Below are 26,028 nucleotides of genomic sequence, written 5' to 3' on the forward strand. Positions count from 1 at the left end.
TGCCTTTTCCGTTTTTTCCGTTCGATAACACCATCGCACACGGATTTGACGGAAACGTGCGGATAAAGGCGGGTACTTCAAAAACGATTTTGGGTTAAACCAAAAACGATTGATTCTGCCTTTTCCGTTTTTTCCGTTCGATAACACCGTCGCACACGGATTTGACGGAAATGTGCGGATAAAGGCGGGTACTTCAAAAACGATTTTGGGTTAAACCAAAAACGATTGATTCTGCCTTTTCCGTTTTTTCCGTTCGATCCGCGTGCGATGCAGTTGACTTTGTTTTTATCCCTTCAACTTCTTCAGCAGCAGCTCGTTCACCACCGCGGGGTTGGCCTTGCCTTTGGAGGCGCGCATGACCTGGCCCACGAAGAAGCCGAAGACGGTTTCCTTGCCGCCCCGGTACTGTTCGACCTGCGCCGGGTTGTTCTTTAGTACTTCGTCGACCATGGCCTCGATGGCGCCGGTGTCGGAAACCTGCACCAGCCCTTTCTCCTCGACGATCTTCTCCGGCGCCTTGCCGGTCTGGTACATCTCGTCGAACACGGTCTTGGCGATCTTGCCGGAGATGGTCCCCTTCTCCATCAGCTTCAAGAGATCGGCCAAAAGGGCGGGCGTCACCGGGCAGTCGGTGATGGAGCGGTTGTTGTCCTCGTTGAGCGCGCGGGAGACCTCACCCATGACCCAGTTGGACACCGTCTTCGCCTGCGGGAACAGGGCGACCGTCTCCTCGTAGTACTGCGCCAGCTCGCGGCTCGACACCAGCACCTCGGCGTCGTACTCGGGAAGCCCCAGTTCTGCGACGTAGCGGGCCCGCTTCGCCTCCGGCAGTTCCGGCAGGGTGGCGCGCACGTCCTCGATCCACTGGTCCGGGATCAGCACCGGGACCAGGTCCGGGTCTGGGAAGTAGCGGTAGTCGTGCGCCTCTTCCTTGCCGCGCATGGAGCGGGTGGTGCCGGTGTTCGGGTCGAACAGGCGGGTTTCCTGGATCACCTTGCCGCCGTCGTCGAGGATCTCGGCCTGGCGCTCGATCTCGTACTCGATGGCCTGCTTGATGAACTTGAAGGAGTTGATGTTCTTCAGTTCCGCGCGGGTGCCGAAGACGGTGGAGCCGACCGGCATGAGCGAAACATTGGCGTCGCAGCGGAAGCTCCCTTCCTCGAGGTTGCCGTCGCAGATGCCCAGGTACATGACGATCTGGTGCAGCTTCTTCAGGTAGGCGATGGCCTCGTCGGGAGAGCGCATGTCCGGCTCGGAGACGATCTCCAGCAGCGGGGTGCAGGCGCGGTTCAGGTCGACGCAGGAGTCGTCCACCCCGGGGATGTCGGCGTGCACCAGCTTGCCGGCGTCCTCCTCCATGTGGATGCGGGTGATGCCGATCCGCTTCGTTTCGCCGTCCACTTCGATGTCCAGGTGGCCGTGCTGGCAGATGGGGAGGTCGAACTGGCTGATCTGGTAACCCTTGGGGAGGTCCGGGTAGAAGTAGTTCTTGCGGGCGAAGACGTTTCGCTGCGTGATGGAGCAGTTGGTGGCCAGGCCCGCGCGGATGGCGTTTTCCACCACCTGCTTGTTGAGGACCGGGAGGGCGCCGGGGAAGCCGAGGCAGACCGGGCAGGTCTGCGAGTTCGGCTCGGCGCCGAAGCGGGTCGAGCAGCCGCAGAAGATCTTGGTGTTGGTGGTGAGCTGGGTGTGCACCTCAAGCCCGATGACAACCTGATATTTCATATGAGCTCCAAAAAACCGAAAGGCTGTAAACCGTTAGCCACGGAGAAAATCTGAGGAAATCTGAGAAAACCAAAACAAGCTTTTGGTTTAACCCAAAGTCTTTTGAGTCTTTTTGGTTCACGGTTCTCTCCGAAGTTCTCAGATTTTCTCCGTGGCCAATGGTTTTGACTTTTACAGCGGCGCCTTTTTCAGGTGCCACTGGGTCTCCTTCTCGAACGCGTAGGCGGTGGAGAGGATGGTGGCTTCGCCGAAGGGCTTGCCGATCAGCTGCAGGCCGATGGGCAGACCGGCGGCGCTGAAACCGGCGGGGATGCTGATGCCGCAGGTGCCCGCCAGGTTCACCGGAATGGTGAAGATGTCGGACAGGTACATCTGCAGCGGGTCGGCCAGCTTCTCCCCGATCTTGAAGGGAGGCGTCGGCGCGATCGGGGTGAGCAGCACGTCCACCTCGTTGAAGGCGTTCAGGAAGTCCTGCATGATCAGGGTCCTGACCTTCTGCGCCTTGACGTAGTAGGCGTCGTAGTAGCCGGAGGACAACGCGTAGGTGCCCAGCATGATCCTTCGCTTCACCTCGGAGCCGAAGCCCTCGGCACGGGTCTTGGCGAACATCTCCTTCAGGCCCCGGGCGTCCTCGGCACGGTGCCCGAAGCGGACGCCGTCATAGCGCGCCAGGTTGGAGGATGCCTCGGCGGTGGCGATCAGGTAGTAGGTGGCGACGGCGTACTCGGTGTGCGGCAGGCTCACCTCGCGCATCTCGGCGCCCAGGCTCTTATACAGGGCGATCGCCTCGTCCATGGCGCGCTTCACGTCCGGGTCGAGACCCTCGATGAAGTACTGCTTGGGGAGACCGATCTTCAGCCCCTTGACGCCCGAGGCAAGCCCGGCGACGTAGTCGGGGACCGGGGTGTTGACCGACGTGGAGTCCTTCGGGTCATGCCCGGCCACGGCTCCCAGGAGAAACGCCGCATCGGTGACGTCGCGGGTGAGCGGGCCGACCTGGTCCAGCGACGAGGCGTAGGCGATCACGCCGTAGCGGGAGACGCGGCCGTAGGTGGGCTTAAGCCCCACGCAGGAGCAGTGCGAAGCGGGCTGGCGGATGGAGCCGCCGGTATCGGTGCCCAGCGTCGCGGTCGCGGTGCGCGCGGCGATGGCTGCGGCGGAACCGCCGGAGGAGCCGCCCGGGGTGCACTCGAGGTTCCAGGGGTTCTTCACCGGCCCGAAGTAGGAGGACTCGTTGGAGCTCCCCATGGCGAACTCGTCCTGGTTGAGCTTGCCCACGATCACGGCGCCCTGCTCCTTCAGCTTGGCGACCGCGGTGCCGTCGTAGGGGGGGACGAAGTTTTCCAGGATGCGGGAGCCGCAGGTGGTGCGGATCCCCTTGGTGATGAAGATGTCCTTGAGGCCGACGGGGATGCCGGTGAGGGGGGCGATGTCGCCGGCGGCGATGCGCTTGTCGGCCGCTTCCGCCTCGACCAGCGCCTGCTCGGGGGTGACGGTGATGTAGGCGTTCACCTGGCCGTCCACCGCCTCGATGCGATCCAGCATGGCGCGGGTCGCCTCGACGGAGGAGACCTCCTTCGCCTTAAGCTTCTCGTGCAGCTCGTGTATGGTAAGGTCGATAATTTCCATTGCAAAACACTCCTATTCTATGACCTTGGGCACCCTGAAAAAGCTTTCCGCGCGCAGCGGCGCGTTGGCGAGGGCTGCTTCCACGCCGATGGACTCGGCGGGCTGGTCGGGGCGGAAGGCGTTCTCCATGGGCACCGCGTGCGAGGTCGGTACGATCCCCTCGGTGTCCAGTGCGTTCAGCTTCTCCACGTAGGCGAGGATGCCGTCCATCTGTCCGGTGAAGGTGTCCAGCTCGCTGTCGGAAAGCTCCAGGCGGGCGAGCCTGGCTACGTGCTCCACCTCACTTCTCGTGATCTTCATACCTGCTCCAAATGCGCCCCTGGTGGGCGTCGTGATGTGAAAAGATGTTCCGCGTTATTATCATGAAAGGGCTGAAAAGGCAACGGGACCTACTCCGGCAGCACCAGCCCGGCTTCCGTGACGTTGGAGGGCGCGCTCTCCACGGTCTGCCCTTCGGCGGTGGCGACGCTGGTCACGGCGTAGCTGTAGGTTATCCCCAGGATCACGTTCTGGTCCTGGTAGGTGTTGCCGGTCAGAGGCGCCTTGTTGAGCGGGGTGAGCGGCATCGGCTCGCCTTTTTTGCTCCGGTACACGTTGTAGCCGGCCGCCGTTCCCTGTTCCGGGGGGAGTCCCACGAAGTTCAGCGTCACCTCGTTGGGCGAGCCCGCCGCCTCCAGCACCGGGGGGAGGGGGGGGGTGACCGCCGTGCGCCGCACCTTGTTGGAGTCCTTGCTCTGCGCGCCGCTCCTGGTGAAGGAGCGCACCTTGTACTGGTAGGTCTGCCCCTTTTTCAGGTCGAAGTCGTCGTAGATCCAGAGGCCCCCCACCTGGCGCACCGTTTCGGGGAGGTCGAGGTCGACCAGTGTCAGCTGCTTGTAGGCGCTCGGGCACTCCTCGCAGTCCTGTGCGGGAGGGAGCACGTTGCGCCGGTAGAGCAGGAAGCCGGCCAGGTCTTCCAGTTTGCCACCCTTTTCCTGCTTGCCCGGTCCGGTCCAGGTCACCTGGAACTCGGCGCCCTTCTGCGCCACGGCCAGCGTGCCGATCGGCGCCGGGACCAGCGCCTCGGGCGGGATCAGCGCGCCTTTCTTGCCGCAGCCGGAAGAAAGCGAGAGCGCGGCGGCCAGGACCAGGGCCGGCAGGAAACGACGCGCGGCCGCCATCTAGCGCCCTTCCTTGGCGCGGGCGATCTCGGCCTTGACCCGCTCCAGCGCGGTGCCGCCGGTCGCGCGGCGTGCGTTGACCGACGCCTCCAGGGTGATGGAACCGAAGATATCGTCCTCGATGCGGGGCGAGAAGATCTGCCACTCGGCCAGGGAGAGTTCCGGGATGTCCATCTCGTTCTCGATGCAGTAGCGCACCGCCTTGCCGACGATCTCGTGGGCGTCGCGGAACGGGATACCCTTCCTGACCAGGTAGTCGGCCACGTCGGTCGCGGTGGAGAACCCTGCGGCGGCGGCGGTCTTCATGCGCGCCTCGTTCACCTTCATCTCGCGCACCATGTCGGCGAAGATCTTGAGCGACCCTTTCACGGTGTCGATGGTGTCGAACAGCGGCTCCTTGTCCTCCTGCATGTCCTTGTTGTAGGCCAGCGGCAGCGACTTCATCAGGGTGAGCAGCGCCATCAGGTTGCCGTAGACCCGGCCGGTCTTGCCGCGCACCAGTTCCGGTACGTCCGGGTTCTTCTTCTGCGGCATGATGGAGGAGCCGGTGCAGAAGGAGTCGGAGAGGTCGACGAACTTGAATTCGCTGGTGGACCAGAGGATCAGCTCCTCGGCGAAGCGGGAGAGGTGCATCATCAGGATCGAGGAGGCCGCGCAGAACTCGATGGCGAAGTCGCGGTCGGAGACCGAGTCGAGCGAGTTCCTGGTCACCTCGGGGAAGTCCAGCAGTTCCGCCACGTACTCGCGGTCGATGGGGAAGGTGGTGCCGGCCAGCGCGCCGGCGCCCAGCGGCATCACGTTGGTGCGCTTCAGGCAGTCTTCCATGCGCCCCTTGTCGCGCTTGAGCATCTCGTGGTAGGCCATCATGTGGTGCGAGAAGAGGATGGGCTGCGCGGTCTGCAGATGGGTGAAGCCGGGCATCATGACGCCCAGGTTCTGCTCCGCCTGGTAGATGAGCGCGTCGATCAAGAGGTCGATGTAGGCGGAGATCTCCACCAGTTCGTCCCGGAGGTAGAGGCGGATGTCCAGCGCGACCTGGTCGTTCCTGGAGCGGCCGGTGTGGAGCCTCTTGCCGGCGTCGCCGATCTTCTCGGAGAGGCGCGCCTCGATGTTCATGTGGATGTCTTCCAGGGAGACCGAGAAGTCGAAATCGCCCGCTTCGATCTTGTCCAGGATTTCCCGGAGGCCGTGCACGATCTGCTCGACGTCCTGGACCGGGATGATCCCCTGCCGGCCCAGCATGGTGGCGTGGGCGATGGAGCCGCGGATGTCCTGGTGGTACAGGCGCTTGTCGAAGTTGATGGAGGCGGTGAACTCTTCTACGAACTTGTCGGTGGGCTGGGTGAAACGGCCACCCCACAGTTTGTCTTTGGACATGTCTTTCGATCTCCTGCTGCTGATTTTTTGTAGAACTGCAACTTCTGTAACGCAAAGGCGCCAAGGCGCGAAGCCGCAAAGGGAAAAGCCAGACAGTTTTACCCGTCACAAGTTTTTACTTTGCGTCTCTGCGCCTCCGCGTTGAATGTTTTCCTGGTTCCCAAGCTCCAGCTTGGGAACCCCATATGGCCCAAAGCTCCAGCTTTGCATCCGAGGGAAGCTGGAGCTTCCGAGAGGCTTTGCGTTCCCAAGGTGGACCTTGGGAACGAGATCAAAGCACGTGCTCCTCCCCCCCGCTCGCCTTGATCCAGCCGCCGTCGGTCCAGCGCAGCACCGTGTGCACCTTCAACGGCACCCGCGAACTTCTGGGGTCGAGCTCGTGGTAGAGCGGCAGGTTGAAGTAGAAGAGCCTGGTCCCGGTGCCGAACCGCAAGCGGCACACCGGCGCGCCGGCGAAGTCGTCGCTGGCGAACTCCCGCTCCTGGACCGGGGACATCTTGTGGCGCGCGCTGATGGCCACGAAGGAAACCCCGTAGCACCCCTGGCAGCGCACCCCCTCGATCTCGCTCTCGTCGGAGCAGTTGCCGAACACCGTCACCGTTTCGCGCACCCCCGGGGTGTCCTCCAGGTGCTCCCCGTAGAAGCCGGTCAGCACGTCCCGGTAGGCACTGTGCTCGGGCTTGGGGTTGCATTGGATCACGAACAGGGCGTCCAGCGACTGCCTCATGGTGAAGAAGAGCCGGTTGGAGTGATCGATGATCTGCTTGATGTTGGAGGAGTAGAGGTCCCGGTAGAGGTAATCAAGGCAGATGATCGTCATGAAATTGAAGCAGGCCGGCTCGCCGCGGAACAGGTAGAAATGGCGCCCGCGGTACAGGTCGTGGTCCTTGTCCAGGAACTCCTCGCCGCGGAATGGGTGCGTCTTGGCCTCCAGGAAGACCCGCAGGCGGCCGCTCGTTTCCTTAATGGCGATGCAGCACCAGTTGACCGGCATGCCGAGGATGTCGCCCGAGTCGATGTCGCGCTCGACACACTCCAGCGCCTCGGCGTTGTCGTCCTGGAAGCGGTTCAAGAGCGCCCGGTACTGCTCCAGCCGGATCTGCTCCATGCCGAACATGGTCACCGTGTTGGGGCGGAAGCGCTCCGCGATCACGTCGAGCAGGTCGTCGAAGTGTGAGACCGGGACCGAGGTCTCCGGGAACTGCAGGAAGTGCAGCCGCTTCAGGTTCCCCGCGCCGTCGGCCACCAGGTCGAGGACGCTGCGCACCATGTGCCACTGTTCCTCCGGGTTCGCCAGCAGGAACAGGTGGTCGCGCCGCTGCAGCCGGTTCGGGATCTGCGCGATGAGGCAGTGCAGGTGATGACCCAGAGGGAAATCGAGCTGGACATGTTTCTCGACGATCTTGACCATGGCGACCTGTGAGAGGCTGAAGCGAGATTAAGACTAAGATTAAGATTAAGAAATCGACAAAACCGTAACTACTTTCAAGACTTCTTAGTCTTAATCTTTATCTTAATCTGCCTTTTTTGTTTCAAAGATCTTACTCAGGATGAAGCGGGCGCCGGCGGGGATCTTGTAGCTCGGCAACTCCTCGGGCTCGACCCAGCGGGCCTCGGCCACCTCGTCCTTGTTGTGGTTCACGTCGCAGAAAAGCGGCGTGCAGCGGTAGTAGATGATGATGAAGTGGTAGTTGTCCTCGCCCGGCGTCACGTGCTCGAACACGTCGATGAGTTGCCCCACTTCCACCTCGAGGCCCACCTCTTCCCAGACCTCGCGCTTGAGCGCCGCCACGATCGGTTCGCCGAGGTCGATCTTGCCCCCCGGCATCACCCACTCCCCCTGGAAGGGAGGAATATTCCTCTTGGTGAGGAGCACCCGGCCATCGGTGTCGATGATGACGGCAACCACCGACGTCACTATGTGGCTGGCCTTGAAATCGTTCTGCTCCATATAAGCGGATAGGGGCACGAAAGCCTCGTGCCCCTATGACCCTCCTTTACTGCCAGCTCAACTACTTGTTCTTGTTGGCCATCATCAGGGAACGGATCCTGAGCCTCAGGGAGTTCAGCTTGATGAAGCCCTCGGCGTCCGCCTGGTTGTAGACCTGGTCCTTCTCGAAGGTAGCGAAGTCGAGGTTGAACAGGGAGTCGCTCTCGGACTTCCTACCCACGGTGCGCACGTGCCCTTTGTAGAGCTTGAGGCGGGCGACGCCGTTCACGGTCTTCTGGGAGTCGTCGATCAGGCACTGCATCATCTCGCGCTCCGGGGAGAACCAGTAGCCGTTGTAGATCATCTCGGCGTAGCGCGGGATCAGGGAGTCACGCAGGTGCATGACCTCGCGGTCCATGGTGATCTGCTCGACCGCCATGTGCGCCTCGCGCAGGATGGTGCCGCCCGGGGTCTCGTACACGCCGCGGGACTTCATGCCGACCGAGCGGTTCTCGAGCAGGTCGACGCGGCCGATGCCGTGCTCGCCGCCGATGGTGTTCAGGTGCGCCAGCAGCTGAGCCGGGGTCATGCGCACGCCGTCAACGGCGACCGCGTTACCCTTCTCGAATTCGATCTCGACGTACTGCGGCTTGTTGGGCGCCTTCTCCGGAGCCTTGGTCAGCACGAACATGTTTTCGGGCGGCTCGAGCCAGGTGTCCTCCAGGATGCCCCCTTCGAAGGAGATGTGCAGCAGGTTGCGGTCGGAAGACCAGGGGCGCTTCTTGGTGATCGGGATCGGGATGTCGTTGCGCTTGGCGTAGTTGATCAGCGCCTGGCGGGAGTTCAGTTTCCACTCCCTCCACGGGGCGACGACGGTGATGGCCGGGTTGAAGTGGTAGTAGGCCAGCTCGAAGCGGACCTGGTCGTTGCCCTTGCCGGTGGCGCCGTGGGAGACGGCGTCGCATCCCTCGATCTTGGCGATTTCCATCTGGCGCTTGGCGATGAGCGGGCGAGCGATGGAGGTGCCCAGCAGGTAGGAACCCTCGTAGATCGCGTTGGCGCGGAACATCGGGTACACGAAGTCGCGTACGAACTCTTCGCGCAGGTCGTCGATGTACACCTTGTCGGCGCCGGTCTTGAATGCCTTCTCGCGTACCGGCTCCAGCTCGTCGCCCTGGCCGAGGTCTGCGGAGAACGTCACCACCTCGCAGCCGTACTCGTTTTTGAGCCACTTGAGGATGATGGAGGTGTCAAGCCCGCCCGAATAGGCGAGGACGATCTTTTTCACTTCTTTCTTTGCCATGGGTTCTCCTTTGTCGTTGATCGCTCTGGCCGTCCCTGAGGGCGGCCGGTCGGATTATTTCATCAGTGTGGCCATGATGGCCTTCTGCACGTGCAGGCGGTTTTCCGCTTCGTCCCAGACCACCGAGTTGGGACCTTCGATGACGCCGTCGCTGATCTCCTCGCCGCGGTGCGCGGGGAGGCAGTGCAGCACGAGGGCGTCCTTCTTGGCCAGGGCGAGCAGCTGCTCGTCCAGCTGGTAGCCGGCGAAGGCCTTCTCGCGGATCTTCTGCTCCTCTTCCTGCCCCATGCTGGCCCAGACGTCGGTATTGAGCACGTCGGCGTCCTTGGCGGCTTCTTTCGGATCGCGGGTGATAACGATCTTGGCGGAGCCGTTCGCCTTGGCCCAGGCGAGTACCTGCGGGTTCGGGTCGTACCCTTCCGGGCAGGCGAGGGTCAGGTCGAAGCCGAAGATGGCGGCGGCCTCGATCCAGGAGTTGGCCATGTTGTTGCCGTCGCCGATCCAGGCGAACTTGAGCCCGTCGTAGCTACCCTTGTGCTCGATCACGGTGAACACGTCGGCCATGATCTGGCAGGGGTGATGCAAGTCGGTGAGGCCGTTGATGACCGGGATGGAGGCGTACTTGGCGAACTCCTCGACGGTCTCCTGGGCGAAGGTGCGGATCATGACGCCGTCGCAGTAGCGCGCCATGACGCGGGCGGTGTCCTTGATCGGCTCGCCGCGCCCCATCTGCGAGTCCTTGCTGGAGATGAAGAGCGGGTGCCCCCCCAACTGGTACATGCCGACCTCGAAGGAGATCCTGGTGCGGGTCGAGGATTTCTCGAAGATCATGGCCAGGGTCTTACCTTTGAGGAGGTGGTGTTCCTCGCGGTTCTTGGTCTTTGCTTTGAGGTCCTTGCACAGGGCAAACATGGCGTCCAGTTCGGCTTTGCTGAACTGGCTCAGCGCCAGGAAGTCTTTGTTCATATTCGCTGGTTCTCGCTTCGAAAGTTGATAGCCGGCAATGCGGCTTTGCTGCCTTTATGTCCACACTCCCTCTCCCCCCGGGAGAGGGTCGGGGTGAGGGTGCTTCTCGTATCTATGCTTTCCCTGCGCTGCAACGCCCTCACCCCCAGCCCCTCTCCCGAAGGGCGAGGGGAGACAGGAACTCCCTCCCCCGGAGGGGGAGGGCAGGGGAGGGAAGGTTAACGCCTAAAGTTCCTGCAAGATCCCAGTCAGCCCGGCGATCATCTCGTCGACTTCCTTCTTCCCGACGATGAGCGGCGGGACGAAGCGGAGCACCTTCTCCTGGGCGCAGTTCAACAAGAGGCCGCGGGAGAGGGCGGTCTTGACGATGTCGCCGCCGGGGATGGCGAGTTCCACGCCGATCATGAGGCCGATGCCGCGCACCTCGGTGATCAGGCTCGGGAACTTCCTGCCCAAGGCCTCCAGCTCGCCCATCAGGTATTCGCCGATCTCCTCGGTGTGGTTCAGGATCCCTTCTTCCTGGATGGCGCGCACGGTCGCCACAGCTGCGGCGGTCACCAGGGGGTTGCCGCCGAAGGTGGAGCCGTGGGTGCCCGGTGTGAAGGATTCCGCCAGCTTGTCGGTGGCGAGCATGGTGCCGATGGGCGCGCCGCCCGCCAGTGCCTTGGCGAGGGTCATGATGTCGGGGGTGATGCCGAAGTGCTCGTGGGCGAACATCTTGCCGGTGCGCCCCATGCCGACCTGGACCTCGTCGAAGATCAGGATCAGGTTGTTCTCGTCGCAGATCTTGCGTACTTCCTGGAAGTAGGATGCGTCGGGAACCACCACGCCACCCTCGCCCTGGATCGGCTCCAGCATCACCGCGCAGGTGCCGGGGCCGATGGCATCCCTGAGCGCCTGGGCGTCGTTGAAGGGGATGTGGCGGAAGCCGTGCAGGAGCGGATCGAAGAACTTCTGCACCTTCTCCTGGCCGGTCGCCGAAACGGTGGCCATGGTGCGGCCGTGGAACGAGGAGATGGCAGTGATGATCTCGTAGCGGTCGAGCCCGTATTTCTCGCGGCTGTACTTCCTGGCCAGCTTGATGGCGGCCTCGTTCGCCTCCGCGCCCGAGTTGCAGAAGAAGGCCTTGTTGGCGAAGGAGAGGTTGCACAGAAGCTCGGCCAGTTCGATCTGGCTCGGGATGTGGTAGTAGTTCGAGCAGTGGATCAGTTCCGCCGCCTGCTTGGCGAGTGCCGCGGTGACTTTCGGGTGGCAGTGTCCCAGGTTGTTGACCGCGACTCCGGCCAGGAAGTCGAGGTAGCGTTTGCCGTCCGCGTCCCAGAGGTAGCACCCTTCGCCCTTCACCGGCACCAGCGGGTACCGCCCGTACGTCTTCATGATGTATTTGTCAGCCTTTTCTATCCAGGCAGATGAATTCATAAAACCTCCAAAACCGGTTCAACGTTCAATGTTCAACGTTCGAGGGAGGACTTCCTTCCCGGCACTTTCACTGTGACGGCGCCGTACCGGCCCGGGTGGCCATAGGTAAGACCCGTGTCGAACCTTGAACGTTGAATGTTGAACGGCCGTTAAAGCCGTTAAGGCCGTTAAGGCCGTTAGGCCTGTATCTCCGTCCCAATCCCCACGTTGGTGAAGATCTCCAGAAGGATGGCGTGCTCGATGCGGCCGTCCACGATGTGGGCCTTCTTGACGCCGGCGGCGAGCGCGTCGGTGCAGCAGGTCACTTTCGGGATCATGCCGCCGGTGACGGTGCCGTTGTCGATCAAAGCGGGGACGTCGGCGAGCGGGATGCTGGACAGCAGCTCCCCTTCCTTGTCCTTGACGCCGGAAACGTCGGTAAGCAGGATCAGCTTCTCCGCGCCCAGCGCCGCGGCGACCTTGCCGGCCACCACGTCCGCGTTGATGTTGTAGCTCTGCCCGTCACGTCCCACGCCTACCGGCGCGATCACCGGGATAAAACCACCCTTCTCCAATGCCTGCAAAATGGCGGGGTTCACTTCGACGACGTCGCCCACGAAGCCGATGTCGACCATCTCGACCCCGCCGTCCTCTCGTCGGATTTCCTGGAGCAGCTTTTCGCACAGCAAGAGACTCCCGTCCTTGCCGGAAAGACCGGCGGCGCGGCCGCCGTGCTGGTTGATGTAGCCGACCACCTCGCGGTTCACCTGGCCGGTCAGTACCATCTCGACCACGCCCATGGTCTCCGCATCGGTGACGCGCATCCCTTTCACGAACTCGGACACTATGCCGTAGCGCTTCAGTGTCTCGTTGATCTGGGGACCGCCGCCGTGCACTACCACGGTGTTGATGCCGATGTATTTGAGCAGGATGATGTCAAGGGCAAAAGACTTTCTCAGTTTCTCTTCTGCCATGGCGTGCCCGCCGTACTTGATGACGATGGTCTTCCCCGAGAACCGTCTGATATAGGGAAGGGCCTCCATGAGAGTGCTGGCTTTTTCTATGAGATGCTGCATAAGTGCCTCTTATAGCGTTAATTAGGGCATAGAAAGACGTAATATAGCAGATAGGGGGAAATAATCAACTTCAAAGAGGGGCGAAGCCCAGAGTTATCAGGGGCTTTGGCTGGCTTTGTTGGGGAGGGTGATGACGACGCGGGTGCCGACATTTTCTTCGCTGTCGATGCTGACGGTGCCGCCGTGCATCCGGATGAACTCGCGCACGTAGAACAGCCCGAGCCCGAAACCGCGCACCTGCCCGGTGTGGTCGGCATCGACCTGGTAGAACTTCTCGAACAGCTTGGGGAGCTGCTCCGGTGAGATGCCGATGCCGTCATCCTGGACCGTGATCTCGCACTGGTTCTCGAGGTTTCTCAGCGTGACGCAGACCACGCCGGTCTCCTTGGAGAACTTGATGGCGTTGTCGATCACCTGGCGCACGGCGAAGCTCACCTTGTCGCGGTCCAACATCAGTTCCGGGACAGTGTCCAGGGTGACGTGTGTGGTGACGCCGGGGCGGGCGGCGACATCCTGCGCTTCCTGCAGCAGTTTGGGCAGCAGCAGGTTGAGGGTGCAGGGCTCCAGGTGCAGTCCGGCGCCGCTGTCCATGACCGAGGAGAAGGTGAGCAGGTCGGTGACCAGGTTGCCCAGGTAGCACGCCTCGTTGTAGATCAGGTTGATGTGCTCCTTGGCCCCCTCGTCGGCCGGATCGATGACGCCGGCGGCAAGGTTTTGCAGGAACAGCGAGATGGAGGTGATGGGGGTGCGGAACTTGTGGGAGATGAGCGACAGGAACACGGTCTTGAACCGGTCCAGGTTCCTGAGGTTGGCGATCTCTTCCTTGAGGGCTTTTTTCACCAGCGCCTTGCTGATGGCGCTCTTCAACTGCAGCAGGTTGAGCGGCTTGGTGATGAAGTCGTCCGCGTCAGCCTTCAGGGCCTTGAGGATCAGGTCCTTGTCGGCGAAGCCGGTCATGATGATGACCACCATGGTCGGCTCGCGTTCTTTGAGTTTTTTCAGGAGCTCGATGCCGTCCATGCGGGGCATCATCACGTCGGTGAGGATGACGTCGATGCCGCCGCGCAGGAAGATCTCGTAGGCCTCCTGCCCGTCCCCCGCCTCGACGATGTGGTAGTCGTTGAGCACCCGCCGGCACAGGTCGCGGATCACCCCTTCATCGTCGACGATGAGGATGGTTTTCTTGTCCCGGTCCTGCAGGAGTTCCTGGGTGTGATTGGCGGTCAGTTCGAGCATAGGCATGTCCCGGTGGTGCTGAAATATCTGCCTGTTGCAAGTACGAGTTAACTGCTTCCCCCGAAGCGGGGGACTGGCTCCGCAAGGTGCCAGTCCCCTTTGTGCTCTTGGGGAGAGTGCTGAGGGGGACAGGCACCTATCGGAGCCAGTCCCCTTCCATCTCTCTACCCTACGATGCGGTACACCGCCTCCAGTGCCTCGGCGAGGTTCTCCGGCTTGGTGCCGCCGGCCTGGGCCAGTTCCGGCTTGCCGCCGCCGTTGCCGCCCACGATGGGCGCGATGGCCTTGATGATGTCGCCTGCCTTCCAGCGCGAGGTGAGGTCGCTGGTGACGGCAACCAGCAGGTTCGCCTTGGCGGCGTCGCCCGCGCCCAGCACGATGATGCCGGAACCGATGCGCTCCTTGAGCGTGTCGGAAAGCTCGCGCAGCCCCTTGGCGTCGCCGTCCACCTTGACGGCCAGCACCTTGACGCCGTTTTGCTCGCGCACCTGCTGGATCAGATCGGCGGACTTGGTTGCGTTGAGCTTCGCCTGCAGCGCGTCGAGTTCCTTCTGCAGCTCGCGCTGGCCGGCCAGGAGTTTCTCCACGCGGTCCAGGGTGCTCACCCCTTCTGCCTTCAAGAGGGTGGCGATGCTTCTCTGCTCGTCTTCCATCTGGTGCACCACGGCCAGCGCGCCGTGCCCGGTCTGGGCCTCGATCCGCCTTACGCCGGCGGCGATGCCCGCCTCGGAGATGATCTTGAAGAAGCCGATTTCCCCGGCGCCGTGCACGTGGGTGCCGCCGCACAGTTCGGAGGAAACGTCGCCCACGCGTACCACGCGCACCACGTCGCCGTACTTCTCGCCGAAGAGGGCGGTGGCACCGGCGGCAAGCGCCTCGGCAGCCGGCATTTCGCGGGCGTCGACCGTATCGTTGCCCATGATGTGGCCGTTGACCAGCACCTCGACCCTGCGGATCTCCTCGGCGGTCATCGGGCTGAAGTGGGTGAAGTCGAAGCGCAGACGGTCCGGGGTGACCAGGGAGCCGGCCTGCTTGACGTGGTCGCCCAAGACTTCGCGCAGCGCCGCCTGCAACAGGTGGGTCGCGGTGTGGTTTCTCGCGGTCGCGGAGCGGTTCGCCGAAGCGACCTTCAGGTCGACGGCCTCGCCGTTACGGATGTTACCGGAGACAACCTTGCCGCGGTGCACGATGAGGTCGGTGAAGGGGCGGCTGGTGCTTTCCACCTCGACGTGCGCGGCGCCGGTGGAGATGGTGCCGGTGTCGCCGGCCTGGCCGCCGGACTCGCCGTAGAAGGGGGTCTTGGCGGTGACGATTTCGACCTCGTCTCCGGCGTTGGCCTCTTCCACCAGGACGCCGGCCTTGATGATGGCGCTCACGGTGGAGTAGGCGGTCTGTTCGGCGTAGCCCACGAAGTCGCTGGTGATGCCGGAGCCGTGCAGTTCTTTGTAGATGGCGGCAAGGCCCTGCTCGCCGGAGCCTTTCCAGTTCTCCCGCGCCTTGACGCGCTGCTTCTCCATGCACAGGGCGAAGCCGTCCTCGTCCAGGGTGAGCGCTTCCGCCTCGACGATGTCGGCGGTGAGGTCGACCGGGAAACCGTAGGTGTCGTACAGCTTGAAGATCACTTCGCCGGAGAGCACGGTCTCACCCTTGGCTTTCAGCGCCGCCGTCTCTTCGTTCAGGATGGCGAGGCCGCGGTCGAGGGTCTCGATGAAGCGCTCTTCCTCCGCCTTGATCACCTTCTTCACGTAGTGCTCGCGCTCGAGCAGTTCCGGGTAGGCGTCGCCCATCATCATGTTGACTGCGTCGACTACCTTGTAGAGCATCGGCTCGGATACGCCCAGCATCTTGGCGTGGCGGGCGGCGCGGCGCATGATGCGGCGCAGCACGTAGCCGCGACCCTCGTTGGAGGGGAGCACGCCATCGCAGATCAGGAAGGTGGTGGCGCGGGAGTGGTCGGCGATGACGCGCATGGAGACGTCGTCCTTCTCGTCGGCGCGGTATTTCTTGCCGCAGATCGTCTCGATGTGGCGGATGATCCCCTGGAGCAGGTCGGTATCGTAGTTGGAGGTGACGCCCTGCATGACGGCGGAGATGCGCTCCAGGCCCATGCCGGTATCGACGGAGGGCTTCGGGAGAGGGGTCAGCGTGCCGTCCTTGTCGCGGTTGAACTGCATGAAGACGTTGTTCCAGATCTCCATGTAGCGGTCGCAGTCGCAGCCGACGGCGCAGTCCGGGGAGCCGCAGCCGGTGCCGGGGCCGTTGTCCCAGAAGATCTCGGAGCAGGGGCCGCAGGGGCCGGTGTCGCCCATGGACCAGAAGTTGTCCTTCTCGCCGAAGCGGTAGATGCGCTCGCGCGGCACCCCTTCCTGGTTATGCCAGATGTCGGCGGCTTCGTCGTCGTCGTTGTACACGGTGACGTAGAGGCGGTCCTTGGAGAGGCCGAGGTCGACGGTGAGCAGTTCCCAGGCGTAGGCGATGGCTTCCTTCTTGAAGTAGTCGCCGAAGGAGAAGTTGCCCAGCATCTCGAAGAAGGTGTGGTGGCGCGCTGTGCGGCCGACGTTCTCTAGGTCGTTGTGCTTGCCGCCGGCGCGGACGCATTTTTGCGAGGTGACGGCGCGGATGTAGTCGCGCTTCTCAAGGCCCAGGAACACGTCCTTGAACTGGTTCATGCCTGCGTTGGTGAACAAGAGGGTGGGATCGTTTTTCGGGATGAGGTTCGAGCTCTCCACCAGGGTGTGACCCTTTTTCTGAAAGAAGTTGAAGAACTGCGCCCGGATCTCTTTGCCTGTCATAAAAAAACCTCAATAGAATGGAATATCTGAACCTTGTAACGGTTGTGCGCTGTGGATCTCCCTCTCCCTTGGCAGAGGGGCGTGGTGAGGGCTCCTGTGCTCCCTCTCCCTCTGGGAGAGGGCTGGGGTGAGGGCGCCTCTTACAGAGGGTACGCCGGCCCCGGGGCATCGAATCGCCCATGGCACCTCCCTCACCCGGCCTTCGGCCACCCTCTCCCGGAGGGCGAGGGGATGGACTGGGCGAATGATTATTCGCCCCTACAGGTGTGTGCCAGGGACCCGGAATGGGTTCTGTAGGGGCGAAAAAATATTCGCCCGCCTTCAATCCTTGCCCGCCTTTCAATCCTCCTGTGCCTTCAACTCCCGGAAGATCGCGCCCAGCGAGAAACCCTTCCTCTGCAGGTACCCGACGATGCGCCGCTTCTCCTTGTCGGTAGCGCTGGCGGCATCGAAGCCGGGGTAACGCCGCTCCATCAGCTGCGCCAGCAATTCGGCCTCGCTGTACTCCTGTGCCAACTCCTCCAGCACCTGGCTGACGATGGACCCGGCGACGCCGCGGCGAGACAACTCCAGCTTCAGCCTCGGCCCGACTCCCTTGCCGTTTCTCAGTGCGGAAGAGGCGAAACTGCGGGCGAAGCGCAGGTCGTCGAGGTAGCCGAGTTCCTTCATCCGAACGACAGCCGCCTCGATCTCGCCCTCCTCGTAGCCCTTGCCGGAAAGCTTCTTCCTCAGTTCCCCTTCGGAGTGGTCGCGCAGGGTGAGCACCCGCAGGCAGCACTCCAGCGCCGTTCCGCGCTGCACCTAGTACTTCTCGATGACCAGGTCCGCACCGTTGCCTTCCTGGGCCGGTGCTTCCGGTTCCTCGGTGAAGTTGTCCCAGCTGGAATCCGAGGTGGAGGAGATGCCGGAAACCTTGAGCGCGAAGTCGTCCGGATTGCTGGACTGGCGCAGGGCTTCTTCGTAGGTGATCAGCTTCTTGCTCAAAAGCTGCATGAGCGACTGGTCGAAGGTCTGCATCCCGTAGCTGGTGTGACCTTGGGCGATGGCGTCCGGAATCTGCTTGGTCTTTTCCTTGTCGTCGATGCAGTCCCTGATGCGGGCGGTGCCGATCATGACCTCGACGGCGGGAACGCGCCCCTTGCCGTCCATGCGCGGCACCAGTCGCTGGGAGATGACCCCCCTGAGGATGCCGGCCAGCTGCATCCTCACCTGGCGCTGGTGGAAGGGAGGGAAGACCGAGATGACACGGTTGATGGTCTCGGCGGCGTCCAGGGTGTGCAGGGTGGAAAGCACCAGGTGACCGGTCTCGGCCGCGGTGAGCGCGGTCTCGATGGTCTCGTAGTCGCGCATCTCGCCGACCAGGATGACGTCCGGGTCCTGCCTGAGGGCCGAGGTGAGCGCCTTGCCGAAGGTGAGCGTGTCGAAGCCCACCTCGCGCTGGCTGATCAGGCTCTTCTTGTCCTTGTGCAGGTACTCGACCGGGTCCTCGATGGTGATGATGTTGCAGGTCCGGTGCTCGTTGATGTAGTCGATGATGGAGGCCAGCGTGGTCGACTTGCCGGAACCGGTGGTGCCGGTGACCAGGATCAGGCCGCGCTGCTCCAGCGCCAGCTTTTTGAGGACCGGCGGCAGGTTCAGCGTCTCCAGGGTCGGGATGGCGATCGGGATGGCACGCAGCACCATGGCCACCGTGCCGCGCTGGGCGAAGGCGTTGACGCGGAAGCGCCCGAGACCCGGAACGCCGTAGGAGAGGTCGACTTCGTAGTTCTCCTCGAAGATCCGCTTCTGGCGGTCGTTCATGATGGAGAAGGCCATGTTGCGGACCGACTCGCTGGAAAGCCGTTCCGCGTTGGGAATGGCACGCAGGGAGCCGTCGATCCTGACGATGGGGGGAAGCCCCGCCTTCAGGTGGATATCCGACCCCTTCGCCTTCATGGCTATGCCGAGGATCTCGTTAAGTTGCATGGTTTAGGCTGCGCCGGGTGCTTGGGCGTCTTGTTCTGGAGCGGTGAGTTTTGCCCTGATTTCTTCGGTGATCTCCGGGTGCTCCTTGAGGAACAGCCGGGAGTTTTCGCGTCCCTGGCCGATGCGCTCCTTGCCGTAGGAGAACCAGGCGCCGCTCTTCTCGACCACGTTGCGCTCGACGGCCAGGTCGAGGACGTCCCCTTCCTTGGAGATCCCTTCGCCGTAGAGGATGTCGAATTCCACTTCCTTGAACGGGGGCGCTACCTTGTTCTTGACCACCTTGACGCGGGTGCGGGAGCCGATCATGTCGTTGCCCTGCTTGAGCGCGGCGATCTTCCTGATGTCCATGCGCACCGAGGCGTAGAACTTGAGTGCGTTGCCGCCGGTGGTGGTCTCCGGGTTGCCGAACATGACGCCGATCTTCATCCTGATCTGGTTGATGAAGATGACGCAGCAGTTGGACTTGGAGATGATGCCGGTCAGTTTCCTTAGTGCCTGGGACATGAGGCGCGCCTGCAGGCCCATGTGCGAGTCGCCCATGTCCCCCTCGATCTCCGCTTTCGGGACCAGGGCGGCGACGGAGTCGACCACGAGTACGTCGATGGCGCCGGAGCGCACCAGGGTTTCCGCGATCTCGAGCGCCTGCTCGCCGGTGTCCGGTTGGGAGACCAGCAGGTCGTCGGTCTTGACGCCGAGCTTCCTGGCGTAGCCGATGTCGAGGGCGTGTTCGGCGTCGACGAAGGCCGCGATGCCGCCCAGTTTCTGGGCCTCGGCGATTACGTGCAGGGCGAGGGTGGTTTTACCGGAGGATTCCGGTCCGAAGATCTCGATGACGCGGCCGCGGGGTACGCCCCCCACGCCGAGAGCCAGGTCCAGGGAGAGGGAGCCGGTCGGGATGGCCGCCACGTCCGGCAGCGCCTCCTCGTTGCCCAGCCTCATGATGGCCCCTTTGCCGAACTGTTTCTCGATCTGGCTCATGGCCAGGTCGAGGGCTTTTTCCGCTTTTTCCTTATCGAGCATCGTTTTATATCTCCTTAGCCTTGTCAGGCGCTATTTTGGGTCTGGTTCCGGAACCAATCACACATAACATAAAAACCGTTCAAGGTTCAACGTTCAATGTTCAAAACGGAAAAACGTTCGATGTTCAACGTTCAACGTTCAAGATTTGACCGTCGCCCGATGAATACGCACTGCTACGGCTCCCGTGCCACTTCGGGAGAGGCGGAAGCCGTTCAAGGTTCAACGTTCAAGGTGTGAGGTTCGACTGTTGCCTGATTAACGGGGCTGCTACGGCACCCGCGCCACTTCGAATGATCGGGGTTAACGTCGAACGTTGAACGTTGAACGGCCGTTAGAAAAGCGCCGGCTGGATCGCCTCCTGCTCCAGTGGCAGCACCAGGAAGAAGGAACTTCCCTCGCTGCTTTCCACCCAGACCATGCCGCCGTGGGCCTCGACCATCCCCTTGACGATGGCCAGCCCCAGCCCGGCGCCCTTGCCCTGGCGCCTGCCGCTGGAATGGTGCCTGATCTCGCCCACCTCGTAGAAGATCTCGAAGATCCCCTGCTGCTCCTGCAGCGGAATGCCGATGCCGCAGTCGCGCACCTCGACTTCCAGGTAGCAGCGCTCGCCGCAGCGCCTGAGGAAATCGGGGTTGAAGCGCGTGAGCGTGTGGGCGCGCTGGTGCAGGTCCTCTTGCTGCACCACCCGGCCGTTCACCACGATCTCGCCCCCCTCGGGGCTGAAGCGGATGGCGTTTAAAAGGAGCTCGTAGAAGACCCGCTCCAGGTAGCCGCAGTCCCCCTGGAAGAAGGGGAGATGATCCAGGTCGCGCAGCGTCACCACCTGGCCCCGTTCCTCGAACAGGGGCTGGAGCTGGTCCAGGAGGTTTTCCAGCAGCATCCTCAGGTGGATGGCGGAGGTCTCCAGCCCTTCCCGGCGCGCCTCCAGCCGGATCAGCTTCAAGAGGTCCGCGACGAGGGCCTTCAACCTGAGCCCGCCGTCGCGCACCATCTCCAGGACCCGGCAGGCGTCCTCCTGCGAATTCCATCCCTGCTGCAGCAGGTGATCCACACCGGAAATGATGCTGGTAAGCGGGGTGTTGAACTCGTGGGAGACCATGCCCAGGAACTGGTTCTTCATCCGGTCCAGCCGGACCTGCTCCAGGTGCGCCCGCTCCACCAGGGCCAGGTTCTGCTTCAGCTTGGTTTCGGAGACGGAGAGGCTGTGGCTGCTCTTTTCCAGCAGCCGGTGCGAGCGCAGCAGTTCCTCGCTCTTCCAGGTGAGCTCGGTGAACAGCCTGACCTGCTCGATGAGGTTGCCCATCTGCTTGCCGACCGTCTCCAGGAAGCGCATCTCTTCCAGGGTATAGCTGTGGGGCACGCGGTGGATGAGGTGAATCACTCCGAGCAGGCGCTCCTGAGAGCTGACCGGGATGGAGGTGAGGCTGCCCCATCCTGCGCCGGCGCTGCCCAAGGGGACGACGCATACATCGCGCAAGCCGTCGGGGCTGTTCAGGGTTTCCCCCAGCACCTGTTCCAGTTCGGGTGAGGCGTGTTGCGAGGCGCACAGGGTAGGGGAGGAGGTGTCGGGGGTGAAGAGGTGGAGGGTGCCACCTTCGGCCTGGAGCAGCTCCATCAGCTGGCGCAGGGTCCCTTCCTGCACCGTCTTCAGGTCCTTGCCGAGGTTCATGCTGGTCAGCATGTTGTTGAGGATGGAGAGCTCGCGGTTTCTCTGCCAGATCTCCCGCTCGGTGCGGCGCTTGTCGGTGATGTCGCGCAGCAGGCAGTGGGCCACCTGCTCGTCGCCGAGGTCGATGAGCCGCGCGTTGATCTCGCCCAGGAAGGAGGAACCGTCCTTGCGTTTGAGTTGCACCTCGTCCCAGTCGGCCTTGCCGTTGCGCACCAACTGGTACAGGAACGTGCGCAGCCGCTCGTGCTCGCTGGGATCGAGCAGGTCGCGCACCACCATGGTGGACAGCTCGTCCTTGGTGAAGCCGAACAGCTCGCGCCCAAGCCGGTTTTCCTCCTCGAGTTCGGCGGTGTCGACCTTGAAGATGAAGATGGCGTTGCCGGCCCCTTCCAGCAGGCTCTTGTAACGCCGCGCGCTCTTGGCCGCCTCCTGCTGCATCTCCCCGATCTCGCGCCGCAGGCCATCCACCATGGTGGCCTCGCGCTGCTTGAAGAGCGCCACGAAGCATAGCAGCACCGCCGCCAGCGAAACAGACACGCCAAAGTGCAGCCATCCGGGCAGCGGCGTGTACTGCTCGATCAGAAGGAGCAGCAGTTCGCAGGCGACAATGAGTAACAGCGGCGCAAAGTGCAAGGTCGTTTCCCCTGTACCAGCATCTAGTTATGGCCCCGTCAGTCGGGGACCGCTGCTCCATGGCGGGTGAGGAGGTATTCGCGCAGCCAGTTCAGCGCGGTAAAGCAGGTTATGGAGCGGACCCGGGCCCGGTCTCCCTGGAAATTGCAGCGTTCCACCCGGCACGACCCGGCGTCGGCCAGGGCGACGTACACGGTGCCCACCGGTTTTTCCGGCGTGCCGCCGTCCGGCCCGGCGATGCCGGTCACCGAGAGGGCCAGGTCGCTTGCGCATGCCTTGCGGGCGCCCTCGGCCATGGCGCGGGCGACCTCGGCGCTGACCGCCCCGTGGCGCTCGATCAGTTCCGGCGGGACCGCGATCATCCGGCTCTTGGCGGCGTTGCTGTAGGTCACGTTCCCTTCCAGGAAGTAGGCGGAGCTGCCGGCCATGTCGGTGATGCGCGCGGCGATCATGCCGCCGGTGCAGGACTCGGCCAGTGCCAGGGTGAGCCCGCTCTCCCGGAACAGCCGCGCCAGCACGTCGTCCATGCTGTCGTCGTCCTCGGCGAAGAGGTACGGCGCCAGCCTCGTTCTCACCTCGGCGGCCGCCTGTTCCAGGAACTTCCCGTTCTTGGCCGCCGCGCGCAGGATCACGTGGATCTCGGGGTACTTCACGCAGTAGGCGAGTTGCACGGGGGCGTCCGCCGGGAAGGCCCCCTTCAGCCGCTCGGCGATGGCCGCCTCCGGGATGCCGAACACCTTCAGCGTGATGCGGCGCCAGGGAGCGGGGAGCCGCTTGGAAAGCTCCGGGAGCACCGTATCCGCCAGCATTCGCTCCATCTCGTACGGGACGCCGGGGAGAAAGAAGAGTTCGGCCTGGCCGAGGGCGATCACGAAGCCGCAGGCGGTTCCCAGCGGGTTGGGGATGAGCCGGGATCCTCTGGGGAAAAGCGCCTGGCGCCGGTTGGCCGGGTGCAGCGGCTTGGCGATCCTCTTTTCGAACTCGGCCAGGTGGTCCAGCGCCGTCTGCGACAACTCCAGTTCGACTCCCGCCGCCCGTGCCGCGGCCTGGGCGGTGTAGTCGTCGGGGGTGGGGCCGAGCCCGCCGGTGACGATGACGGCATCGCTCGCCGCGCCCAGTTCGGTGAGGGCCTGCGCGATCGCCTCCTCGTCGTCCGGGACGGTCAGGTGCCGGAAGACGCGCGCGCCGCAGTCGTAGATCCGCCCCGCGATGTGGCTCGCGTTGGTGTCGGTCACCTCGCCGGTGAGCAGTTCGTCCCCTATGGAGAGGATGGCGACTCTCACAGAAGCCTCAGCAACAGGTGGGTGGCGGCGCAGGCGTAGATGCCGGCGACGATGTCGTCCAGCACCACGCCGTAGCCGTTTTTCAGCGAGCGGTCGAACCAGCGCGCCGGCTGCGGTTTCAGGATGTCGAAGATGCGGAACATGATGAAGCCCGCCAGGACCCCCTGCCAGGTCACCGGGACCGCGGTCATGGTCACCAGGTAGCCGGCGACCTCGTCGATGACGATCTTGCCCGAGTCGTGCTCGCCCCAGAGCTCTTCGCCAAACCCCGCGCTCCAGCAGGCGAACAGCGTGAAGGCGACCGTGGTGAGCAGGTAGAGCCACAGCGGCATGCCCGAAAGGAGCAGGAAGAACGGGATGGCGCCGACCGTCCCGACCGTTCCCGAGGCGAAGGGTGAAAATCCGGTGCCGAACCAGGTGGCGGAAATGATCACGAACTTTTTCATCCCTTGCCGCACTCCCTCTCCACGGTCCGGTACACCTCGACCAGCGGCATCCCCTTCCTGAGGGCGATGTCACGGCAGGAATCGTACTCCGGCGTCACCCGCCCGTTGCCCAGCACCTTGACCCGCACCTCGCCCAGCGAGGTAGTCCGCGTCTCGCAGGAGCGGGGGAGGGTGATGCGGCCGGCCGGGTAGTAGCGCAGGCCGATGGCGCTCGATTCCGAGAGGATCAGGCCGGAGAGTGGCTCCAGGTCGCCCGGCTTGGCGATCACGGTGAGCCTGGTGCCGGGGCGGTTTTTCTTCATCTGCAGCGGCGAGAAGGCGACGTCCAGCGCCCCCGCCTCCATGAGGCGTTCCATGAGGAAGCCGAAGATCTCGGCCGGCATGTCGTCGATGTGGGTTTCGAGGACCAGCACCTCCTGGGCCTCTTTGTGCTCGGCGCTTTCCCCCAGCACCAGCCGGAGCAGGTTGGGGAGCTCAGGGAAGTCCTTTTCTCCGGCGCCGTAGCCGGTCCCCGCGACGGTCATCACCGGGGGAGGGCCGAAGCTGTCCGCCAGTGCCGCGACGATGGCCGCACCCGTCGGTGTGACCCGTTCGCCGGGGCCGACGTCGGGGCCGAGCGGGATCCCCTCCATCAGCTTGGCGGTGGCGGGCGCCGGGACGGGAAGTAGGCCGTGCGCCGTCTTGACGAAGCCGTGGCCGTAGGGAAGGCCCGATGCGCAGACCCGGTCGATACCGAGGTAGTCCAGGCCGATGGCGGTGCCGACGATGTCGACGATGGAGTCGACGGCGCCCACCTCGTGGAAGTGCACGCGCTCCAGGGGCACGCCGTGCACGCTCGCCTCGGCCTGCGCCAGTTTCAGGAAGATGCGCTGGGAGAGTTCCTTGACCCGCGGCTTGAGGTCCGACTTCTCGATCATGGCGGCGATGCCGGAGTAGTGGCGGTGCGGCTGGTCCTCTTCGGTGAGGGTGACCTTGAAGGAGGTACCGGAGACGCCGTGGCGCTCGACCTTGCGGCTCTCCAGCGTGTAGCCGCACAGCGGCAGCGAGGAAAGTTCCTGTTGCAGCGTCTCCAGCGGGAGTCCGAGTTCGATCAGGCCGGCCACGGTCATGTCGCCTGCGATCCCGGCGAAGCAATCGAAATACAGTACCTTCATCCGTGAATCCTGTTCATGAGGCTTGCCGCGTAGGCCGCCCCGAAACCGTTGTCTATGTTCACCACCGTCACCCCGGCGGCGCACGAGTTGAGCATACCGAGCAGTGCCGCCACGCCGCCGAAGGAGGCGCCGTAACCCACCGAGGTCGGCACCGCGATCACCGGTTTGTCCACCAGGCCGCCCACGACCGACGGGAGCGCCCCTTCCATCCCCGCCACGACGATGATCACCGACGCTTCCGCCAGGGTGCCGCGCCGTGCCAGCAGGCGGTGCAAACCGGCCACCCCAACGTCGTAGACCTTCTCCACCTCGTTGCCCATCATCTGCGCGGTGAGGACCGCCTCGGCCGCCACCGGGATGTCCGAGGTCCCGGCGCAGACCACCAGCACCTTGCCCCGGCCGCGCAGTTGCACCGGGTGCTGTTCGATGGTGAGCGCGCGGGCGTCGGCGTGGTAGATGGCCTGCGGGAAGAGTTCCTTGAGTTTCGCCCCTTTGGCGCCGTTGACCCGCGTCGCCAGGACGTTGCCCCCCTTCTCCAGGAGTGCCGCGATGATGGTGCGCATCTGGGCCACGCTCTTGCCCTGCCCGAAGATCACCTCGGGGAAGCCCTGGCGCAGCGTACGGTGGTGGTCGACGGTGGCGCAGCCGACATCTTCGAAGGGGAGGTGCTTCAATCTCTCCAGCGCCTGGGGGACGTCGAGTGCCCCCTCACGTACTTCCTGGAGGACCTTTTCAATTACCTTGTTTTGCATGAATATGAAGCCGCCTCCGAAGGTTGGAAAATGGGATTAAGGCTAACATACAAAGGGAGGATTCGCTGCTAAAAAATGCGATTTTTGGCAGGAGCAGGAAATTTTCTGAGAGACGGCGGGGCGGGTTGTGTCACTGCTTTGCAACGTGCCGGAGTACAAAGGAAAAGCCTCCCTGTAGAGGAGGCCTTTGAGAGGGTTTAGGGAGTGCCGGATCTCTTTCGGCCGGCAGAGGAGGCCATTCCCTTCTTGCGCTGTGCTTCCATAACCGTACGAAGGATCCTGTTGGCCCTGGTCTGATACCCTTTGCCCGCTTCTTTCAGCCAGGTCACCACGTCGGAATCCAGGCGTATGGTAATAGTTTGCTTGGCGGGGACAAAGCTCGCCTTCTCGAAAAAATCGTCCCCCAGTTCCGGCAGGTCCGAGTAGTCGATTTCGTCATCCTTCATGGCATCGACCTTGTCCCACTCGGTTTGCGATGACGGTTTCAAACTTTGCTTTTTCACGTTCGTTGGCC

22 protein-coding genes are annotated in these 26,028 nt (G+C 63.3%); all 22 read right to left on the reverse strand.

Going from position 1 to position 26,028, the window contains the following annotated elements:
* Positions 1–285 precede the first annotated feature (285 nt).
* Positions 286–1,725 carry an Asp-tRNA(Asn)/Glu-tRNA(Gln) amidotransferase subunit GatB gene (gatB, locus tag H7687_RS18755; RefSeq protein ID WP_183350250.1) on the reverse strand — a complete coding sequence of 480 codons (1,440 nt, stop codon included), beginning with the start codon at positions 1,723–1,725 and terminating at the stop codon, positions 286–288.
* Positions 1,726–1,896: 171 nt separating this feature from the next.
* Positions 1,897–3,354, reverse strand: a complete 1,458-nt coding sequence (gene gatA / locus H7687_RS18760) for an Asp-tRNA(Asn)/Glu-tRNA(Gln) amidotransferase subunit GatA (protein ID WP_183350252.1) — start codon at positions 3,352–3,354, stop codon at positions 1,897–1,899.
* A 12-nt stretch (positions 3,355–3,366) separates the two neighbouring features.
* Entirely contained in the window at positions 3,367–3,654 is a 288-nt protein-coding gene (gene gatC, locus H7687_RS18765; protein WP_183350254.1) for an Asp-tRNA(Asn)/Glu-tRNA(Gln) amidotransferase subunit GatC, read from the reverse strand.
* Between the two features lie 89 nt (positions 3,655–3,743).
* Entirely contained in the window at positions 3,744–4,514 is a 771-nt protein-coding gene (locus H7687_RS18770) for a fibronectin type III domain-containing protein (RefSeq protein ID WP_183350256.1), read from the reverse strand.
* Complete coding sequence (gene argH / locus H7687_RS18775) at positions 4,515–5,891, reverse strand: argininosuccinate lyase (protein ID WP_183350258.1); 1,377 nt, start codon at positions 5,889–5,891, stop codon at positions 4,515–4,517.
* Between the two features lie 271 nt (positions 5,892–6,162).
* Entirely contained in the window at positions 6,163–7,302 is a 1,140-nt protein-coding gene (locus H7687_RS18780) for a hypothetical protein (protein ID WP_183350259.1), read from the reverse strand.
* Between the two features lie 102 nt (positions 7,303–7,404).
* Positions 7,405–7,842 (reverse strand): NUDIX domain-containing protein, encoded by a 438-nt coding sequence (locus H7687_RS18785; protein ID WP_183350402.1) that lies wholly within the window; start codon positions 7,840–7,842, stop codon positions 7,405–7,407.
* A 61-nt stretch (positions 7,843–7,903) separates the two neighbouring features.
* Positions 7,904–9,124: an argininosuccinate synthase gene (locus tag H7687_RS18790; RefSeq protein ID WP_183350261.1), complete on the reverse strand. Its 1,221-nt coding sequence runs from the start codon at positions 9,122–9,124 to the stop codon at positions 7,904–7,906.
* 54 nt (positions 9,125–9,178) lie between these two features.
* Entirely contained in the window at positions 9,179–10,090 is a 912-nt protein-coding gene (argF, locus tag H7687_RS18795) for an ornithine carbamoyltransferase (protein ID WP_183350264.1), read from the reverse strand.
* Positions 10,091–10,315: 225 nt separating this feature from the next.
* Positions 10,316–11,509, reverse strand: coding sequence for an acetylornithine transaminase (locus H7687_RS18800; RefSeq protein WP_183350266.1), 1,194 nt, complete (start codon positions 11,507–11,509; stop codon positions 10,316–10,318).
* 176 nt (positions 11,510–11,685) lie between these two features.
* Positions 11,686–12,564: an acetylglutamate kinase gene (argB, locus tag H7687_RS18805; RefSeq protein ID WP_183350268.1), complete on the reverse strand. Its 879-nt coding sequence runs from the start codon at positions 12,562–12,564 to the stop codon at positions 11,686–11,688.
* Between the two features lie 96 nt (positions 12,565–12,660).
* On the reverse strand, positions 12,661–13,800 hold the full coding sequence (locus H7687_RS18810; protein ID WP_183350270.1) for a hybrid sensor histidine kinase/response regulator: 1,140 nt from the start codon (positions 13,798–13,800) through the stop codon (positions 12,661–12,663).
* A gap of 164 nt (positions 13,801–13,964) precedes the next feature.
* Entirely contained in the window at positions 13,965–16,592 is a 2,628-nt protein-coding gene (gene alaS / locus H7687_RS18815; RefSeq protein ID WP_183350272.1) for an alanine--tRNA ligase, read from the reverse strand.
* A 339-nt stretch (positions 16,593–16,931) separates the two neighbouring features.
* Positions 16,932–17,393, reverse strand: coding sequence for a regulatory protein RecX (locus H7687_RS18820; RefSeq protein ID WP_183350274.1), 462 nt, complete (start codon positions 17,391–17,393; stop codon positions 16,932–16,934).
* A complete protein-coding gene (locus tag H7687_RS18825) occupies positions 17,394–18,557 on the reverse strand; it encodes a type IV pilus twitching motility protein PilT (protein WP_183350276.1) in 1,164 nt (387 codons plus the stop codon).
* A 3-nt stretch (positions 18,558–18,560) separates the two neighbouring features.
* Complete coding sequence (gene recA, locus H7687_RS18830) at positions 18,561–19,577, reverse strand: recombinase RecA (protein ID WP_183350278.1); 1,017 nt, start codon at positions 19,575–19,577, stop codon at positions 18,561–18,563.
* Positions 19,578–19,908: 331 nt separating this feature from the next.
* Positions 19,909–21,879, reverse strand: coding sequence for an ATP-binding protein (locus H7687_RS18835; RefSeq protein WP_183350280.1), 1,971 nt, complete (start codon positions 21,877–21,879; stop codon positions 19,909–19,911).
* 38 nt (positions 21,880–21,917) lie between these two features.
* Positions 21,918–23,162 carry a competence/damage-inducible protein A gene (locus tag H7687_RS18840; RefSeq protein ID WP_183350282.1) on the reverse strand — a complete coding sequence of 415 codons (1,245 nt, stop codon included), beginning with the start codon at positions 23,160–23,162 and terminating at the stop codon, positions 21,918–21,920.
* Positions 23,159–23,608: a phosphatidylglycerophosphatase A family protein gene (locus tag H7687_RS18845; protein WP_183350285.1), complete on the reverse strand. Its 450-nt coding sequence runs from the start codon at positions 23,606–23,608 to the stop codon at positions 23,159–23,161. Before H7687_RS18845 ends, H7687_RS18840 begins: the two co-directional genes overlap by 4 nt.
* Positions 23,605–24,762 (reverse strand): nickel pincer cofactor biosynthesis protein LarC, encoded by a 1,158-nt coding sequence (gene larC, locus H7687_RS18850; RefSeq protein WP_183350287.1) that lies wholly within the window; start codon positions 24,760–24,762, stop codon positions 23,605–23,607. Before larC ends, H7687_RS18845 begins: the two co-directional genes overlap by 4 nt.
* Positions 24,759–25,514 (reverse strand): nickel pincer cofactor biosynthesis protein LarB, encoded by a 756-nt coding sequence (larB, locus tag H7687_RS18855; protein ID WP_183350289.1) that lies wholly within the window; start codon positions 25,512–25,514, stop codon positions 24,759–24,761. The genes larC and larB overlap by 4 nt, the downstream gene beginning before the upstream one ends.
* A 197-nt stretch (positions 25,515–25,711) precedes the next feature.
* Positions 25,712–26,017 carry a BrnA antitoxin family protein gene (locus H7687_RS18860; RefSeq protein WP_246405004.1) on the reverse strand — a complete coding sequence of 102 codons (306 nt, stop codon included), beginning with the start codon at positions 26,015–26,017 and terminating at the stop codon, positions 25,712–25,714.
* Between the last annotated feature and the right edge of the window lie 11 nt (positions 26,018–26,028).

This window comes from Geomonas paludis (genome assembly GCF_014193585.1).
GTDB lineage: Bacteria > Desulfobacterota > Desulfuromonadia > Geobacterales > Geobacteraceae > Geomonas > Geomonas paludis.